Genomic DNA, 19423 nt, shown 5'->3' with positions numbered 1-19423 from the left:
CGTATTAAAGGTAAAAGCTATGAAAAAAACTATACTATTTTTTTTGGTATTGGCTACTACAAAATGTATTTCGCAAATTTATTTTAATCCCAACACGAACATGTACGTAAAAGGTGATGTTTTGTATGTGGATAAAAATATAAGTTTAGGCGCAAATTCAAATTTGTATTTAAGAAACAATTCGCAATTAATTCAAGGAACTACAGGTGTTTCAGGTAATTCAGGAGCGGGTACATTATCCGTATATCAAGAGGGGACTTCTGATAATTTTGATTATAATTATTGGTGTTCTCCGGTGGGAAATGCTTCTGTTTTAGCAGGTAATGAAAACTTTGGAATTACAATGTTAAGCCAGCCTGTATCTTCAACAGTTTCTACTCCTGCTTTAATATTGCCAACAGGTACAAATAACGGAGTTTCTAATCCGCTTTCTATAGCATCAAGATGGATTTATAAATTGATAAATGCCAACAATTATTCGCAATGGATATTTGTTGGCGGAACAACTGCAATAGCGCCCGGTGAAGGTTTTACAATGAAAGGAACGAGCGGAACAGATGCCACAAATCCTGAAGGAACTGTTGTAAATAATCCCGGAAGTGCGCAGCGATATGATTTTAGAGGAAAACCTAATGACGGTATTATCATTGTAACTTTAGGGGCTAATAATGCCACTTTAACCGGTAATCCGTATCCGTCGGCTTTACATTTAAATGCATTTCTTTTAGATCCGGATAATAGTGCTGCCGGAGGTATTGCCTATTTTTGGGAGCAGGATAAAACCGTAAATTCTCACGTACTTACGGATTATAGGGGAGGTTATGGGGCGTATTCTCCAATGACTGTAAATTCCAGCGGGTTATATGCCGCCGCCGCATTTAGTTCTTATAAAAGCGATGGCTCATTAAATAACACCGGATTATCATCAGGGCTTTCCATACAGCGTAAATTTGCACCCATAGGTCAGGGATTCATACTTAATGGAAATACAAACGGAACAGCCACTTTCAAGAATTCGCATCGAATGATTTATAAGGAAGGCGTTGGTTTATCTCAGTTTGAAAAACATGCACCACAGATAAAAGAAACAAATAAAAGCACATTGAATGTAACAGATGTCTCTTATTTTAAGTTGAATACTATTATCAATAATCAATTTACAAGGCAGCTGGCTTTAGCATTTCTTCCTGAAGCAACTGATGGTGTTGATATTGGTATTGATGCTTTAGATATGAATGGAAATCTTCCTAACGATGTTACTTTTTTACTAAACAATGATAATTATGTAATTCAGGGAATCGCTTTTGATCAGCAAAAAAGGATTGCATTACGTGTAAAAGCTACTGCAGCTTCAACATTTAAGTTTTATGTTCCGGAAGTGATCAACTTCGATTCATCGCAGCCTATTTATATATTTGATGCTTTGGATCAATCGTATCATGATATCAAAAACGGAACTTATCAGGTTACAGTTGCTTCGGGCGTATATCCGGATCGCTTTAAAATAGTATTTACAAATCAAACACTGGGAGTACCTTCTGAAATTAAAAATGAGTTCAGTATCAGTCAGGATAATGTGAATGCCAATTTAAATGTTTCAAATCCCGATAATTTAGACATAAAATCATTTAAATTATATGATATGTCCGGTAAGACTGTTTTGTACAAAAAAGCTATTGGAAACGATCTGAAATACACTTTTTCAACCAACAGCTTGAGTTATGGAATTTATATTGCTGAATTTTTAACTATTGAAAACGAAAGATTTACTCAGAAAATTTTAATAGCATCTTCCTTAAAATAATTTTTAATCTCTATAAAAAGCAAAAAACGAGTTAATATATTAACTCGTTTCTTGTTTCTTTATAAATGTTTATAATTTAAATTTTACTTTCATCATCAACGGCATCCTGCCATTTATCCCATACTTTAACTCCTGCATTATAACCATCATAACCAAAATTCTGACTTAACTGACCTTTAATGTTTGGTTCTATAGCAAGTCTATACGGAATTGGCCAGTAATTATTACGCTTGTCCATGGTATAAAACTTTACACCCGGTTTGATAGAAATACCTGCCGGATATTTGTTGTAAATGGTATAATGTACAATACGCTGGTACCAGTAACTTCCTCCGGCTGCATCTGTTCCGGATTGTTTATCCCAAGTGGCAACACTGTAAGTATGACCCCATTCGTCCGGTTTTCCGCTAAGCGCCAAACAGTGCGAAATACGTTTTAACTCTACATTTCTCCATTCTTCAAGATAAAGTTCTCTTCCTCTTTCTGCGCAAATATCACCAATAGTTACCGTTCCATACATTTGTGAAGCTTTTGCTCTTGCTCTTACAACATTCACATCCTGAGCTGCTCCTGCGGCATTTCCCTGATAAAAACGGGCTTCTGCACGCAATAGATAAGTCTCGGCTAAACGATATATGTACAAATGCGCACTAGATCCTGCCGTAGCACCCTGAAAATCATTTGCCGCCGGATTAGCTTCGGCTACAACATCGTGTAAAAAGATTTTGTAATGCGGAAAATCATACCAATCACGAATAGAATCTTGTGCCAACAGTTTGCCGGTCGCATCTTTCATTCTAAAATTTTGCCCGGCCCATACTGCACTACCACCTGCTCCGGGAGCATATTTAAGGTCTTCCATATTTACCCAGTTTCCAACTGTGCTGTTATGTCTAAGATCTACCTTATCCTCAACGCCGTTTACAACCCACATAGGATGCTGTGAATAATAAGAACCGCTAATAGTACCAATACCGCGTCCTAATGCTCTTTGATAATCATATTTTGCATTGTAATTGGTTTTATCTGTCAAAGGAAAACGCGGTGCTGCTGTTTTTCCATCGGGAGTAATTAAATTGGCATCATTCCAGTTAGGTCCAAAAATTCTCATTGAAGTAAACGATAAAAATGATTGTGCTCCTCCGTTTGGTGCCACTAATATAGCTTCTGTATTTGCAGAAATCACCTTGTTTTCAGGTCTGTGCAAATCCCAAATCACATTTCTGGTAATAGGCCATGCCGTAGGATTTCCTCCCGGATCAAAAATTCCTAAAGTGTTTTGTACCAAAGAATAACCCGATTGATTGATAAGAATGTTTGCTTGTGCTTCCGCTTCTGCAAATCTGCCTGATGCCAAATAACATTTTATAAGTAACTGACGGCAAGCTCCTTTGCTAACCATACCTACATATCCTATTTTTGACTGTTCTGGTACATATTGTACGGCTTTTTCCATATCTGCTGTAATCATTTCTATGATGGCTTCCTTTTTAGTAGAATAATAACTCTGCTTTGGAACTTCCAAAATTTTAGTTATCAACGGTATATCTCCAAATTGATAAACCAGATTAAGATAACGATATGCTCTGTGAAAATAAGCCTGCCCGATATATTTATTTTTAACATCCTCAGATAAAGTTGTCACATTACCAATATACGTTAATATGGTATTAGCATTTTTAATCCCTGTATAGGCTTCTGTCCAGTAAAAACCAAGATAAGTCGACTCAGATACGTCTCTGTTAAAAGTTCCGGTAGGAACAACAGTAGCAGCATAATCGGCTATATTACCAGCCGTATCTGTTTTTCCGTATTGTGCCATATCAGAGAAAAGATACTCTGTACCAATAGGCACACTAACGCCCGCAGCATTAAAATGAATATAATTATTACGCAGCTGCTTATCGCACAGTGCTAAAGTTGCCTGCAATCCGGCTTCTGTAGAAAATGTAGCTCCCGGTTCGTAAAACGAAAGCGGGTCTGAATCGAGAAAATCTTTCGAACAAGAACCAGACAGCGTAGCCAATAGTATAAAAGGCACCAGTCTTGAAATTGTATTTTTTGTGTATCTTTTTTTCATGGTTGAATAATTTTTAAAGTTGTACATTAAAACCTAAATTAAACGTTCGTGTGGCTAATCCTCCATTTCCATTATTAACATCTCCTTCCGGATCTCCATAATATTTCCATTGTTTAGAAGCAGACCATGTTGCTACGTTTTGAACCGAAGTATAAATTTTTAAATTTTTAATGTGTACGCGATCCAAAAGATCTCTTGGTAAAGAATAAGCAAGCGAAATGTTATCCAGACGAATAAAACTGCGATCATACAATTTTCCCGGTGCAGCCGGAGTTCCAGCAGGTCCTTTAGCATCAAGACGTGCCCAATCGTTGGTAGGGTTGTCCACTGTCCAATACGGATTTACATACGGATTGAAGTTGAATTTATACAAACTGCTATCATTGAAAGTATTCATATAGCTTGAATTAAGATCTTTTTGCCCCATATAAGAATACATGCTTACAGCCAAATCCCAATTTTTATAAATCTTAAATTCATTGCGAAGCGACCATTGTACAGGAGGAGTTTTATCTCCTAAAAATTGCTTGTCTTTTTCATTATAAACCGCTTTTTTATACGCAACACCATTTGCATCTACCGCATCAACATCGTCTCCGGTATAACTGTTTGCCACTTTTGGGTCTCCGGGACGCTGTCCGTATTTTAAAGCTTCCTGCCACTCATCTTTTTGCCAGATTCCGGTTACTCTGTAATCCCAAATTTGAGTGATCGATCTGCCTATAAACCATCCGTTTGCTGAATCATCACCCTCTTTAGTTCCAACGACATTACCACTGCCATCCTTAATATCTACCATATTGCCATACAATGACTTAATAGTATTCTTATTATATGAAAAACCAAGCGAAGTACGCCATTCAAAGTTTGGTTTTTTCATATTAAGAGTGCTAAGACTCAATTCAAAACCTTTATTTTCAACCTCTCCCAGATTGGTTGCAATTGTTGAAAAACCAGTGAAACCAAGTAGAGTTTGATTCATAATCATATCATGCGTAACCTTTTGGTAAGCATCTATAGTAGCAGTAACACGATCATGTAAAAAACCTAAGTCAAGACCAATATTTGTTGATCTTGTTTTTTCCCATTCCAAATGTGGATTTGCCATACGATCAAGTGATAAATATTTCAGTTCAAGAGGTTTTCCTGAAGCATCTAAATATCCCATGGTCCCGGTATTTATTAAGTTTGCCAAAGAAATATATGGATTATCAAGCGATCTGTTTCCATTTTCACCCCAGGACAAACGGAATTTACCTGTTGACAACGCATCCCAATTAATCCAGTTTTCATTTTTAAAGTTCCATGCAATCCCGATAGAAGGGAAAGTAGCATAAGGATTTGAAGCTCCAAATGCCGAATATCCGTCACGACGAACAGTCGCTGTTAACATATAACGATTATCAAACGAATAGAAAAGTCTTGCCATCAAACCATCTGCCGTTTGATGTGTATCCTCTGATCTAAGCGCGCTATTTGCCAGTGTTGCAGTAGAAACATTGTGAAATCCTAAAGCATCCGTAGGCAGAATATTATAGGCATTCATTCCATCTGACCAAAAACGGCGTTCTTCAGCTTCCTGAACTAAAGTTAATATAATATGGTGTTTTGCAGCAAGTGTATAATCCCACGTTATTGTATTATTCAGGTTATAATCAAATCTTGTTTCATTATTTCTAATTGCTCCATTAGTAGCAGCAGGAAAATTTGGATTTAGTGACGATTTGAACTCACGATGGTGAAAAAATTGATAACGGGGGGCAACGTTAAATGAATATGTAATACCCCAAGGCAAAGTTACCTTTGTATTAAAAATGGTATTTAAAGTAGTATATCCTTTCTCAAGCTCCATAAATTGGCGATCATAGTAATAGTTATAATTCTGTCCAGAAACATTTTTCCCCATCGGCTGTCTCTCATAGTTGCCATTTGCATCTATAAAAGTTCCAAACGGGCTCGTTCTCATCATATTATTATTCCCGGAACGTGTATCTAAAGAAGGTTTGATATCACCATCAGTACGATCCTGAAAATTAACGTTTACACCAAAATCAAGCCAATCCGTGATTTTAGCGTCTACTTTCATATTGGCACGAGCCGATTTATAATCATTTCCAACAATAGCACCTTCTGAAGTTAAATAACCCAAAGACATATAATAATTTACCTTGTCGCCCGCTCCGGAAACACTCAGATTATTGTCATGATTAATCCCTGTTCTAAAAGAACTATTAGTCCAATCGTGTGTTTTATCTGCAAGGAAATTAGCCATAAGCGAAGGATCGAAATTAAGACCCAAACGATTTCCCCATACTTCTTTGGCACTTTTTCCTGTTGTTTGTGCAGCTGGCTGATAAGCTAACCATTGGTCCTGAGTAATTCCCCACTTACTTAAATCATTAGGATTTGAGAAGTAACCCGGTTTACCATTAGCAACTGTTCCTACCATCCATGGTCCGTATTCACCGGTTGTTGCATTACCGCCGTAAGTGGCAGCAGTTTCCCAGTCTTCACGGTATTTTAAGTATCCTTCCGGAGAATAGACAGTACGATAGGCACTTTTATTGGTAATTGTTGTGTTGGTCGTAAAACTAATGACAGGTTTACCAGCCTTACCTTTTTTGGTTGAGATAATAATAACCCCCGCAGCCGCTTTTGCTCCATAAACAGAGGCTGCCGATGCATCTTTTAAAATATCGATCGAGCCGATATCATCAGGATTGATTTCTGAAAGCTCACCATAAAATTGCATTCCGTCTAAAATAATAAGCGGTGAATTATGCACACCATCATTATTAGGATTATAAACAGAACTTTGTCCACGAATTTGCATTCTTCCTCCACCTTTTGCAGAAGGGTCGTAACCTACGTTTATACCGGGAGTACCTCTCAATATATCCTGAACGGTCTGCGGATTTTGGTTCGCGAGCCTGTCCGGTGTTATCTGAACGATTGCTCCCGTTAAATCCTTTTTCTTCATTTTACCATATCCTACCACAACAACTTCTTCTAATGAAGTGGTAGCCTTTAGTAGTTTTACATTAACGATAGTCTCGCCTTTTAAAGTAACTTCTTTCGTTACATATCCCAAATAGGTAAAAATTAATACTGCGTTTTCGTTATCTACTTTTAAAGTAAATTTTCCGTCAAAATCTGTTAAACCGCTATTTCTGGTTCCTTTTTCTAAAATTGTTACTCCCGGCAGCGGCATGCCGTTTTCATCATTAACTTGTCCATTAATGGTTTTTTGTTCCAGTACATTTTTTGAGTATATAGTACTGTTTGAACTAATTGCGTAGCCATGAACCTGAGACAGAGAAAATAATACACAGAGCATCATCATTTTCTTTTTTAAATCAAATCCAGATTTGCAATCAGGACGGTTTTCAATCCTAATTAAATTTGTCATTTTTGGTTTTCATTTTTGGTTATTAATAGTTAGTTTGTGAAAATCACTTTTATCGTTCGTTAAATCGATTCATGATTTGCCTTGCAAAAATGATTAATAATGGGTTTAATAAGGAGTAATAAAATACGATTTTGGGGGCTCAAAAGTCTTGAGAATGAATTTATAGTTTTTTTTTAGCGGTAAAAATTTATTATTGTAAGAAAAAAGCATAAAAAAATAAAGAATATGTAAATAACCTGACTATCAACTTATTTCACATTTTTTTGGTTATTTCAGAAAGAAAAAAATAGAGTAATTTGTCTTTTTTTCTATAAGTTGTTCTTTTTCAGGATTGTGTTAATAATTAAACTACATTTGTCCCTCAACAAATAATTAAAAAAAAATGCAAGAAGGTACAGTAAAGTTCTTTAATGAAGAAAAAGGTTTTGGGTTTATAACACCAAAGAATGGCGGAAGTGAAATCTTTGTTCACGCTTCAGGTCTATCAGAAAATATTCGTGAGAATGATGAGGTACGTTATGATATTGCAGAAGGAAAAAAAGGTCCTAACGCAGTAAATGTTGTTGTAGCTTAATAATCTGCAATAAACATACAAAAAAAGCACCTGTCCATGTGGCAGGTGCTTTTTTTGTACTTAAATTTTTGATAGATGAAATTATTGGGCAACTTCATTTTCAGGTTCCTGAAAACTTTCTATCTGCGATTTTAAAACATCTTTGTATTTTGCAATGCCTATTCCAATAATAGGTAAAGACAATTGTCCAATCATAGAGGCAGTTTTTTTATTGCCCGTTTTATTAAGATAAGAAGATAAAAGTAAACTGCCAATTGCTCCAAAGAGTATCAATTCTCCCGGAATATCCGCAATTTTATTTTCGATCAATACCCTGATGTCCTCCAGATTTTCCTGATTAATTAAGTTTTCCATAAGTTTATTTTTTTAGTGATTTTTATTATTTATTGTAATTTTAAAATTACAGTGAAAATACCACTCTCACTTATAGAATTGGAAACTCAAATTATATAATTGTCAGTAGTTTAAGAACAAACTTTTCAATATTCTCAGTGTTTTTTATGATTGAATTTGATAAATAATGGATTGAATCGAGTAAATCATAAAATAAACACGCGTTTACCTTTGTATAAATAAAAAACATAACAAAGATGAACCTTAAAAATAACACCGTATTGATAACCGGCGGAACAAGCGGTTTCGGATTGGCATTTGCAACAAAATTCCTTGCTTTGGGTAATACCGTTATTATTACAGGCAGAGACCAGGCAAAGCTGGATGCCATTAAAATAAAACATCCTGAAATTCACACCATTCAAAGTGATGTTAGCGATGTGAATGCAATCAGGGAATTATATAACGAGGTAGCAAACCGCTTTTCTAAATTGAATTTATTGATTAATAATGCAGGCGAGATGCGTATCATCAGTTTACATGACACCGCTATTGATCTTCATGATATTACACGCGAAGTAGAAATTAACCTGATGGGACCAATTCGCATGGTGCAGCAGTTTTTGCCACTACTTAAAAAACAGCCATCAGCCGCTATATTAAACGTAAGCTCCGGACTTGCTGTAGTTCCTTTTCCAATTTCACCCATTTACGGCGCATCCAAATCAGGACTGCATGCCTACACCAGAGCGTTGCGTGTACAATTAAAACACACTAAAATTAAGGTATTCGAACTTTTAGCACCCGCATCAAAAACACCTCTTGGTGATAAATTTGCTGGTTTGGATGGTTTTAGTGACAGCGGACAAATGGAACCGGAAAAGGTTGTAGATGCTGCAATAAAACGTCTCGAAAATGATAAACTGGAAATGTTTTTTGGAATAGCACGTTTGCTTTATATATTGAGCAGGCTTGCACCCGGATTTATTTTTAACCAACTTAGTAAAGCCGGTGCAAAACGAATGGCGGGTTAAATCAATTTATACTTATTACCATTTGTAATTTTAAACACAAAATGTTATTTATTCAAAAGCCGGTAAATTTAAAGATTTACCGGCTTTTATTTCAGCAGTTTTTTAAAGCAGGATTTATAGTTTAGGTTCGTAAGTTAGTTCTACAACTCCCGATCTGAAAACTCTCGTATCAATAAGTTCTAAGCCAATCCGTTCTTTTAAATCTTCAAATAGCGGCTTTCCGCTTCCCAAAACTATCGGATGAACGGATATTTTATAAATGTCAATAAGCCCTAAATCAAGGAATGTTTTTATGAGTTTTGCTCCGCCATAAAGCCAAATGTCTTTACCTTTTTGTTGTTTTATTTCAGCTACTTTTTCTTCAATATTTGAAGTGATGAATGTTGCCTTTTTATCATCTCTTTCCTGGCTTGAAAAGACAAATTTGTTTTTAGAATGTATCGCTTGCCACATCGTTTTTTCTGCCGGAGATGTATTTTCATCAGGCTCAAAATTTCCCCACGCATCATAACTCACCCTGCCATAAAACATAGTGTCGATACTTGCAATAAAAGCATCAAAGTTCATATCGTCGTCCATGATGCACCAATCGATTTCTCCATTTGGTCCTTCGATAAATCCGTCTAAGCTAACTGCTAAATTTAAAATTACTTTTTTCATATAACGTGTTTTTTAGCAAAATTAGAAACCGTTTCGTAATTATACTTTGGAAAAATGCGACAAAATTAAAGTTGAGAAGGAGCAAGTCCTGTGTTTCTTTTTATTTCATTCGTAAGATGCGAATGATCATAAAAACCACATTCAAAAGCAATATCAAGTAAACTTTGCTCATTGGCAGATTTTTTAATTATAGACAGCGCGTTTTGAAAACGAACAATATTCGAATACTCTTTAGGCGTAATTCCTATGTGCATTTTAAAATTTCGCTCTAATTGTCTTACTGTAATGCAGTTTCTTTTAGCAATCTCATAAATGCTGAGCTGGCCATTTGCGTTATGAATTTCTTCTATAACAGATTGAAGCGGTCTGTTTTTATTCCGAAATCTATCATAAAAAAAATTGTTGAGGTAATAGGAGGGATCTTTGACGATTTTTTCGATGTTAAATGAATGTCGACGATCAAACTCGATTGTGCTGTTTGTCAATTCATTTTGTGGGGCATATTTATAAAAATTGGAAAAAGTTGCAGGTTTTAAGCACACGCCCAATAAATGTGTTTCAGCATCAATGAAAGTATCTTTAAACGACGTCATTGCGCCAACAACATAGGTTTTTCCATAATCCATAGAAACGTTGCCATTATCAGTTTTGCACGATTCCCCCAAATTTATAATCAATCCGGCGCATCCGTCAGGAAAAATTCGTTCCCATTGATTGTCGCTATTGTCACCTTTCAGCTCCCAAAAAGAATGAATATACGGCGCAAGCTCAATACAGGTTTTTGTTTCTTTATATTCCATTTATCAGAGTCATCACAAAATAGCAGTATAACAAAACTATAAAAAAAAAGCTAAAACTTTCGCTTTAACTTTTTTTAAGAAGTGATTCCTAATCAACGATTTACAAACCTTGTACAACCTGCATAAAATCGTTTCTGCTCCAGTGGTCAGTTATTTTACCGTCTTTAAGAATATCTATTTCAATTACATTCATTTCTACTTTTTTTCCCGTAGCGGTCTTTCCCATAAATTCTCCGGTGTGCGTTGCCGTTATTGTTTTTCTCAGGGATACTTTATTGCCTTCTGCCAGCACTTCGTCAATTCGCACTGCGATATTAGAAAAACCCTTATGAAAACCCGTTACAAAACCAATCATTACACTTGCATCTTTTGGTGCATTTGGTGGTGCCGTATCATTCATATAAATTATTTGAAATAAGAATTTTTATATGAGAATTCACATCGTCCTTGATTTATTTATTATTTGAACAATAAATAAAAAGATAGTGTTTTTGATTTTATTGCTATGTTTAAGTATCTTTAAACTAAGTTGATGTATAATCAGATAATTGGAAAAAGGCGAATTTTTATAAGAGATTTTAATCAATTAAACCAACCATTAAATTTAAAATAATGCTTTACAATCTACTACAAACAGATTATAATTATACTTTCACTCTAATTAGAGTTGTTGCGGGCATAATCATATTTCCTTACGGAATGCAAAAACTTTTGGGCTGGTTTGATGATTTTGGCGGTGGAGTTGGAATTCATGAATCACTCGCTTCATTTGCTGATAAAAAAATACCAAAAGCAATTGCCTGGATGGTTATAATTGGGCAGTCATTTGGAAGTGTGATGCTGATAATTGGTTTTTTTGGCAGAATTGGAGCATTCTTTAACTTTATAATTTTCACAGGAGCAATGCTCAAACATACTTCAGACGGATGGGTGATGAATTGGACGGGCACCAAAAAAGGCGAGGGAATAGAATATTTTGTAATGCTTCTCGCTCTGTTGCTTTTTGTTATAATCAATGGCAGCGGTGCTATTTCGATTGATTATTTACTTTTAAAATCAGATTAAATCCCATTAGCTCAGTAATGGGATTTAAATATAATGCTATTTTACTTTTAAAATTTCTTTTAAAAAAATCAAATTTGTAATTCCTATTATTTTATAACTTTCAGTTCTGCTCCAAATTCTTTTATTCTGACCAAGGCGAATGCAAAATAGCATCACAAAAATTTAATTGTTTATAATCAGGCATCATGCAGGAACAAATATCTGCATTCATACTCCCGAAGGTTGTATGCGGTTTATGTTTAAAGCCGTCAAAAAAGGTGGGTATTATATTTTTCTTTAACTCACTTCGAGGAAACTCTTTTACAATTTCATCGCGATCAGCATTCGATAACTGATTGTATCCTTTTCCTACTACGTCGAGGGCGACTCCAAAATTCAGTAACGCAACTTCAGGTTCTTTGTATTCCGCTATACCCGGTGATGTATGAAGCGCGATGGCATCCCAAACTAATTGCAATGATTGTGGCGAAACACCGTGACCAAGAAGAAAATTGCGGGCAGCATTAGCACCGTCGACCTCAAATCTCTTATCATTGCTGCGATAATGAGGAGTTAATCCCAAATCGTGAAACAGGGCGCTGACATATAATAATTCTGCATCGTATCGAATGTTATTTTGCTGACCGTTTAGAGACGCAAAGAGAAAAGTGCGCAAAGAATGATTGTATAAAAGATCACTGCCATGTTCGCGTAATAATGCTGTTGCCTGCGTAGCGATTACACTATCGGGCAATTTTATTCCTGCTATAATTTTACCTGAAATTGCCATAATTATCAATAATTTTTTCCATGAGTTTATTTGTTTTCACAAAGCTAAAAAACATGAATATGAATATTCTTGAACTAGTTTAAGAAAAATATTTTTTCCTTTTTTCACTTAAATACTCCGGTGTAAAGCCTAAAAAAGAAGTACCAACAAAATTACAATTTTATCATTTATACTTAATTGGTAATTCTCTTTAAGTTAAAATAAGCGTGTACCAAATATTAGACGCAAAGCTTTAATTTAACATAAAGATAAATCAACTTTTTAGGTATTTTTTGTTTGTTGGTTTTCATTTGTTCTTTTAAATCTATTATGAAAAACCATCTTTTGCAAATGTCTGATGAAGAACTCCAGAAATTGATTTTTCAGGAGAATCATGATGCGTTTGCAATTATTTTCGACAGGTATTGGAAGAAATTGTACACCTATGCTTTTAAGATTTATAAAGAAGAACAAATCTGTGAAGATATCGTTCAGGAAATTTTTATCAGTCTTTGGAAAAATACAGCCAATACAGTCATTCTCAATTTAGAAGCTTATCTTTTCAGGGCAGTTAAATATAAAATTGCCAATCATATCCGAAGCTTAAAATTTGACCGTGAACATCTTGAAGTTCTGGAGACTATTCCGGAGCCAAACAATACCGTTGATAATATCGAATACATTGAATTCGAAAAAGGCATTATGAACCAGATAAGTCAATTAACGCCCAAGTGCCGCGAGGTTTTTTTATTAAGCCGTATCGAACACTTTTCGAATGCTGAAATAGCAGAAAAATTAAGCCTTTCCATTCATACTGTCGAAAAGCACATTAGCAATGCTTTAAAACAACTCCGCCTTAACGGACATTATAATTCTTTGATTTTTTACTGGGCAGCCTTTCTTTATGTTAACTAAATAATAGTTATTTTAAGAAAACGTTAAGACTGCTTTTTCGACTACTTGTACACATCAAAATTGGTGACTTATCTATAAAAGCACTTATTTTGAAAAAAGAAACCCTTTTGCTACTGGCAAAAAAATACACAGAAGGTACTTGTACACCCGAAGAAAAAACGGCAGTTGAAGCCTTTTTCGAAAAGATGCAGGATAATTCAACAATTAATCTGTATCAATTTCCCGATGCAAAAGGCGATATCATTCTTGGGAAAATATTTCAGGAATTACAGACCAAAAAACAGCCTCGAAATTTCAAATTTAAAAAAGCCCTTAAAATTGCAGCGATTTTAATTGTTGCACTTGGAATTTCTTTTTCAGTTTTAAAATTTGCCCTGACGCCAAAAGAAATCATTCAGATTGCACTTAAAGGAGAGAAAAAAGAAGTCTTGCTTCAAGACGGAAGTGTCGTTGTGCTAAACTCCAACAGCAGTATTACGTATCCGGAAGAATTTGGTGAAACCCGAAATATCAAATTGAGCGGAGAAGCTTATTTTAAAGTTTTTCGCGATGTAAAAAGACCATTTATTGTACAAACTCACGATGTAAAAGTCAGAGTTTTAGGTACTTCATTTGATGTCAATTCCTATAAACACAGATCTACCAAAGTAAGTGTTCTTACGGGTAGAGTCGAAGTTAGCTCTGCCTCAGGAAAGAAAGTAGTTATTGTAAAAAATGAACAGGCTGATCTGAAACGCAATGCTGATTTTCACATATCTACAGATGACAGCTCTGAAGGAATTGCCTGGACCAGCAACACTATTGTCCTTAAAAACACATCACTTTCTGAAACTGCAAAAATCATTGAAAACTGGTATAATGTCGATATTACATTTGAAGATCAGGAAATAAAAAAGCTCACTATTTCAGGAAAGTTTAAAGATGAAAAATTAGAGAATGTACTGGAAAGTATTGCCTTTTTGAAACAATTAAAAATAATTTACGTAACCCAAAATCATATCCTTATAAGAAGAAAGATGCCTTAACATTAAAAAACTAAAAACCCGCTTCCGGTGCAACGGAAACGGGCGTTAAAAAAAAGACTACAAATAAAAATTTATAGCCCAATAGTAATGAATACGAAACTACAATTTTTTTTCAATAAGTATATTAAGATGAAAAATCTTTATATACTGATAACATTCTTTTTGACTTTGCAGGGATTTGCAATGGCAAATCCAACAAAGGAAAATCAAATCAGCCTAAATTTAAAGGACGCAACAATTACAGAATTTTTTAAAGTAATTGAACAAAAAACGGCATTCACTTTTGTTTTTGACGAAAAAATATCAGGAACCTCTCAGCGTATCACGATTTTTGCTGAAAAAGAAAGCCTTGATGCAATTCTTTTAAAAATCTCAGAAAGAACCGGACTCTCTTTCAAAAAAATTAATAACACAATTATAGTAACAAAGAATTTGCGTGTACAAATGACGGTACGCGGGAAAGTGCTGGATGAAAGTGGTTTTCCTATTCCGGGTGCTACAGTTCTTGAAAAAGGAACGCAAACCAGTACTTTAACAGACATGGAAGGAAATTTCAGTTTTGCAGTTTCAAACTCCTCAGCAGTTCTTACGGTTTCTTATCTTGGTTATCTTTCACAGGATGTTGCCATTAGCAATTCGCCGCTGACAATTACCATGAAAGTAAGTACAAGTGAGTTAAATGAAGTTGTGGTAACTGCCTTAGGGATTAAGAGAGAAGAAAAACGACTTGGTTTTTCACAACAAACCATAAAATCAGAAAGTTTATCTCAGGCAAGATCAAATAACTGGTCGTCTGCTTTAAAAGGAAAAGTTGCCGGATTAAGCATTACTTCAGCAGGTTCAGGACCTATAAATTCGCAGCAGATTACACTTCGTGGAAACAGATCATTAAGCCCTAAAGGAAATTATGCACTTATTGTAGTCGACGGAGTTCCGGTAAATGCAGAGATGACAACTTCAGGTTCAACAAGCGCTTATATGGGCGAGGATTCTCCAATTGATTACGGTAACGGAATTTCAGACCTTAATCTTGATGATATCGAAAGTGTTACGGTATTAAAAGGCGCGGGAGCTACGGCACTTTACGGAAGCCGCGCCGCAAACGGAGCTTTGATTCTTACCACAAAATCAGGAAAGAAAAACAAAGGACTTGGTATTTCTTACAGCACAGGTGCGTCATTCGATAAAATCCAGAGATGGCCGGATTATCAATACAAATATGGACAAGGAACGGGTAATTCACCGGATGCATTGGGCAATCAGTATTATTCTTATGGCAATTCTGCCGACGGAACAAGTACTAGCGGAACCAGCAGCGCCTGGGGACCAGCTTTTACCGGACAGAATTTTTATCAATATGATCCAACACTTCAGGGGCAATCAGCAACCAGAGTTCCGTGGACTTCATACAGAGATAACCGCAAAGATTTCTGGAATACGGGGATAACTTTAAATAATAATATCTCTATTCAGGGCGGTGACGATAAGGGATCTATGCGTCTTTCATTAGGTCATCAAAAAAACGAATGGATTATGCCAAACACTGGTTTTGACAGGGTAACAGCGGCAATCAATGCTAATTATCAGGTATCAGATAAAATAAAATTAGGTACTACGGTAAACTACAATACCAGAAACAGCGATAATCTACCTTCAACGGGTTACAATAATGGTTCTATTGCTTATTTTATGATTTTCCAGCAGCCCAATATAGATTTGGACTGGTATCGCCCAATTTGGGAAAAGGGAAAAGAACAAATTCAGCAATTGCATCCGTTTAGTTCTTTTATTGATAATCCTTACCTGATTGCATATGAGGCAACGAATACGCTAAACAGTGATCAGATTGTTGGTAATATTTTTGCCAATATCAAATTATCACCAAATCTGGATTTAATGGTTCGTTCGGCTCTTAATACGTACAATCAAACCAGAGAACAAAAAAGACCTTATAGTATCAATAGATATGCAAAAGGTTTCTATGAAAGACAGGATGTTTACAAACAGGAAATTAATTCTGATTTTTTACTTTCTTATAAAAAAGATTTCGGAAACAAATTTTCTCTTGCTGCTTCAGCCGGAGGAAATGCCATGAGTTACAAATACAGAAGAACTGAGGCAGAAGTAACAGGCTTGGTAGTTCCCGGAGTTTACAAACTTTCGAATGGTTCAAGTGCTCCAATTTTAACTTTGGGAGATGCCTATAAAAAGATGAATAGTCTTTATGGATTGGTTTCTCTGTCGTATGGCGAAATGCTTTTTGTAGATGTTACAGGACGAAATGACTGGACGAGTACATTGCCGGTAAAAAATAATTCATTCTTTTATCCGTCTGTAAACACAAGTTTAATCGTTTCAGAAATGGCAGCTTTGCCAAAAGCGATTGATTATTTAAAATACAGATTTTCGTATGCACAGGTTGGTAATGATACCGAACCTTATAAAACGCAAAAATATTATGGACAAAGTGCATTTCCAAGTTCAGCCCAGACGTTAACGGTTTTATATAATGATCATTTTAAACCGGAGATTACGACGAGTTTTGAAACTGGTTTTGAAATCAGAATGCTTCATAATCGCCTTACAGCTGATGCAACCGTTTATGAAAGCAGCACAAAAAATCAAATTATTGATATTCCGATGGATTTTTCAACAGGTTACAGTGGCGCTGTATTAAACGGAGGAGAAGTACGAAACCGAGGCATTGAGCTTAGCCTTGGCGGAAAATTTATAGATAATAAAAATTTCAAATGGAATGCAAACCTGAACTGGTCCCGCAATTGGAATAAAGTAATGGAACTTGCGGAAGGAATCGACGGACAACAAGTTATTGGAACAGGCGGAACTGCTTCTATCATTGCAAAAGTTGGCGGAACTACGAGTGCCATTTATGGCTTTGGTTTTGTAAGATCACCAGACGGAAAAATTGTATACGACAGCGCAGGTCTTCCGGCTTATCCTGAAGAAATTCAATACATTGGCGATGCAAGCCCGGATTGGAAAGCAGGTTTAACCAATACTTTTACGGTTGGAAATTTCACCATGAACGTCACAATCGACGGGCAATATGGCGGTGTTCTGTATTCAATGACACATCACAAACTTGCAGAGCAGGGTAAATTAAATTCTAATGAGATGGGCAGGGCAGAAGGTTATATCATTGGAGACGGTGTAATCCAAAATGCAGATGGAACTTATTCGCCAAACACAAAGAAAGTTGCCACAGCAGATTGGTATGTACGTTATTACCGCAGGGCTAATATTGAGTCAAATTCGTTTGATGCTTCATATGCGAAACTACGTGAAATCAGTCTTCAATATGCTATGCCAAAAAGATGGCTTAAAGACACCGGATTGCAGTCGGTTCAGTTCTCTGTTTTTGCAAGAGATTTAGCGGTTATTTCAGATTTCCCAATTTATGACCCTGAAACTGCCGCATTAAACGGAGACACGATTCTTCCGGGCGTAGAGACCGGACAAATGCCTTCGCCAACAACCTATGGTTTTAATTTAAGTTTGACTTTATAATAAAACAATGAAAAAGATAAAAATTGCGGCAATATTAGTATTGCTAACCGGAATGAGTATTTCCTGTACACAAGGTTTTGAAGAACTTAATGAAAATCCTAACCTTATTACCGAGGTAAGTCCGGGTACATTATTAAACCCAATAATTTACGGAATTGCTTCTCAGAATGCTTTGCAGAGTGTTGATGTTACTTTCAACCTGATGCAGGTATCACTGCCTTTTCCAAGCATTACAGGCGGACTTCATCGTTATGATGTCAGCAATAATATTGGTAATTCCGCATGGAATAATTATTACAAATGGCTTAATAACATCAGAGAAATGCGCATGGCGTCTGAAAAGGCAAAAGACGGTAATTATGAAGCGATTGCCCTTACGCTTAATGCCTTGGTATATGCCAATTTAACAGATCTTTTCGGGCCGGTTCCTATGACCGAAGCGACACGTGGAGAAGATGGTATTTTGTATCCGAGATATGATAAACAGGAATTCATCTATGAAACATTGTTAGCAGATCTTGAAAGAGCAAACACACTTTACGATGTGAGTAAACCAATGATTTATGCAGAAGATATTTTATTTCAGAATAAAGTAGCCAGCTGGAAAAAGTTTACCAATTCTTTAAAAATGAGATTGTTATTAAGAATTTCAAACCGCAGCGAAACTCAGGCTTTTGAAAAGCTGACGTATATGATAGAGCATCCTGAAATTTATCCTGTTTTTACCACTACCGCAGAAGGAGCAATTTTGAAAGTAACGGGCGTTTCTCCAAACATGTCTCCATGGGGAAGACCTCAGGATTTTAATCTTAATATAAAAATGGCGTCATTTTTTATTGATAATCTGAATGCTCTCGAAGATCCAAGACGAGCAATAATTGCAACAGGTGCAACGGCTTTGGTTACGAATGCGCCACTTGGATTTAAAGGAATTACAAGTGCTTATGCAGGTTCAGATTCACAGTTTAAATACAATGCCTCAACACTTTTGAATACGCAGGCAACAAACCCAATGCAGATTTTTATTATGACTTATGCCGAAGTAGAATTTATCAAGGCAGAAATGGCGCAACGCGGCTACGTTGCTGATGCTGCCGGACACTATGTAAAAGCGGTTAAGTCGGCTATAGAACAGGTTAAAGCAGTAGCTCCGGCAACTTATTTTGACAATGTGCAGGCGCAGTACAATGGAACACTGGAAAGAATAATGCTTCAAAAATATTATGCACTTTATTTTACCGATTATCAACAATGGTTTGAATACAGAAGAACAGGATTGCCTGTATTGCCTACTACAACCGCAATGCTGAACGGAGGAATTATGCCTTCAAGATTCACTTATCCGGACAATCAGCAGATTAAAAATACAGAAAACTATCAGGAAGCCATTCAGATGATTGGAGGCGATAACATCAATTCTAAAGTTTGGTGGGACAAATAAAAAATTA

The 19423-nt window shown here is 35.9% G+C and carries 15 protein-coding genes; 8 read left to right on the top strand and 7 right to left on the bottom strand.

Features of this window, described 5'->3' with window-relative positions; translation table 11 throughout:
* The first annotated feature begins 19 nt into the window (after positions 1-19).
* Positions 20-1804, top strand: a complete 1785-nt coding sequence (locus OLM54_RS08535; RefSeq protein WP_264538169.1) for a T9SS type A sorting domain-containing protein — start codon at positions 20-22, stop codon at positions 1802-1804.
* A gap of 76 nt (positions 1805-1880) precedes the next feature.
* Here the strand turns inward: OLM54_RS08535 and OLM54_RS08530 are convergent, their stop codons facing one another.
* Both OLM54_RS08530 and OLM54_RS08525 read right to left on the bottom strand, forming a co-directional pair.
* Complete coding sequence (locus tag OLM54_RS08530; protein ID WP_264538168.1) at positions 1881-3884, bottom strand: RagB/SusD family nutrient uptake outer membrane protein; 2004 nt, start codon at positions 3882-3884, stop codon at positions 1881-1883.
* A 13-nt stretch (positions 3885-3897) separates the two neighbouring features.
* The gene (locus tag OLM54_RS08525) at positions 3898-7293 is read right to left on the bottom strand and encodes a SusC/RagA family TonB-linked outer membrane protein (protein ID WP_264538167.1); all 3396 of its coding nucleotides are present in this window, start codon (positions 7291-7293) and stop codon (positions 3898-3900) included.
* A 382-nt stretch (positions 7294-7675) separates the two neighbouring features.
* Here OLM54_RS08525 and OLM54_RS08520 point away from each other — a divergent pair, with 382 nt between their 5' ends.
* Complete coding sequence (locus OLM54_RS08520) at positions 7676-7867, top strand: cold-shock protein (RefSeq protein ID WP_264538166.1); 192 nt, start codon at positions 7676-7678, stop codon at positions 7865-7867.
* 81 nt (positions 7868-7948) lie between these two features.
* Here the strand turns inward: OLM54_RS08520 and OLM54_RS08515 are convergent, their stop codons facing one another.
* Positions 7949-8221 carry a hypothetical protein gene (locus OLM54_RS08515; RefSeq protein ID WP_264538165.1) on the bottom strand — a complete coding sequence of 91 codons (273 nt, stop codon included), beginning with the start codon at positions 8219-8221 and terminating at the stop codon, positions 7949-7951.
* A 236-nt stretch (positions 8222-8457) separates the two neighbouring features.
* Here OLM54_RS08515 and OLM54_RS08510 point away from each other — a divergent pair, with 236 nt between their 5' ends.
* Positions 8458-9234: an SDR family oxidoreductase gene (locus OLM54_RS08510; RefSeq protein ID WP_264538164.1), complete on the top strand. Its 777-nt coding sequence runs from the start codon at positions 8458-8460 to the stop codon at positions 9232-9234.
* Positions 9235-9348: 114 nt separating this feature from the next.
* On the opposite strand, the gene OLM54_RS08505 is transcribed toward OLM54_RS08510, so the two are convergent.
* The 3 genes from OLM54_RS08505 to OLM54_RS08495 form a co-directional block, all read right to left on the bottom strand.
* A complete protein-coding gene (locus OLM54_RS08505; RefSeq protein ID WP_264538163.1) occupies positions 9349-9894 on the bottom strand; it encodes a dihydrofolate reductase family protein in 546 nt (181 codons plus the stop codon).
* A 65-nt stretch (positions 9895-9959) separates the two neighbouring features.
* A complete protein-coding gene (locus tag OLM54_RS08500; protein ID WP_264538162.1) occupies positions 9960-10694 on the bottom strand; it encodes a helix-turn-helix domain-containing protein in 735 nt (244 codons plus the stop codon).
* A 100-nt stretch (positions 10695-10794) separates the two neighbouring features.
* Positions 10795-11094, bottom strand: coding sequence for an ester cyclase (locus OLM54_RS08495; RefSeq protein ID WP_264538161.1), 300 nt, complete (start codon positions 11092-11094; stop codon positions 10795-10797).
* A gap of 212 nt (positions 11095-11306) precedes the next feature.
* Between OLM54_RS08495 and OLM54_RS08490 the strand changes: the two genes are divergently transcribed.
* Positions 11307-11759, top strand: coding sequence for a DoxX family protein (locus OLM54_RS08490; protein WP_264538160.1), 453 nt, complete (start codon positions 11307-11309; stop codon positions 11757-11759).
* A 121-nt stretch (positions 11760-11880) separates the two neighbouring features.
* On the opposite strand, the gene OLM54_RS08485 is transcribed toward OLM54_RS08490, so the two are convergent.
* Entirely contained in the window at positions 11881-12528 is a 648-nt protein-coding gene (locus OLM54_RS08485) for an HD domain-containing protein (protein ID WP_264538159.1), read from the bottom strand.
* Between the two features lie 309 nt (positions 12529-12837).
* Between OLM54_RS08485 and OLM54_RS08480 the strand changes: the two genes are divergently transcribed.
* The 4 genes from OLM54_RS08480 (at position 12838) to OLM54_RS08465 (ending at position 19416) form a co-directional block, all read left to right on the top strand.
* Positions 12838-13422 (top strand): RNA polymerase sigma factor, encoded by a 585-nt coding sequence (locus OLM54_RS08480; protein WP_264538158.1) that lies wholly within the window; start codon positions 12838-12840, stop codon positions 13420-13422.
* Between the two features lie 89 nt (positions 13423-13511).
* On the top strand, positions 13512-14447 hold the full coding sequence (locus OLM54_RS08475; protein WP_264538157.1) for a FecR family protein: 936 nt from the start codon (positions 13512-13514) through the stop codon (positions 14445-14447).
* A gap of 129 nt (positions 14448-14576) precedes the next feature.
* Positions 14577-17975, top strand: coding sequence for a SusC/RagA family TonB-linked outer membrane protein (locus tag OLM54_RS08470; protein WP_264538156.1), 3399 nt, complete (start codon positions 14577-14579; stop codon positions 17973-17975).
* 7 nt (positions 17976-17982) lie between these two features.
* Positions 17983-19416: a SusD/RagB family nutrient-binding outer membrane lipoprotein gene (locus OLM54_RS08465; RefSeq protein ID WP_264538155.1), complete on the top strand. Its 1434-nt coding sequence runs from the start codon at positions 17983-17985 to the stop codon at positions 19414-19416.
* Positions 19417-19423: the final 7 nt, after the last annotated feature.

Source organism: Flavobacterium sp. N1736, from assembly GCF_025947065.1.
GTDB lineage: Bacteria > Bacteroidota > Bacteroidia > Flavobacteriales > Flavobacteriaceae > Flavobacterium.
The sequence above is the reverse complement of the archived record's forward strand: the minus strand, read 5'-3'. Positions and strand labels throughout refer to the sequence as shown.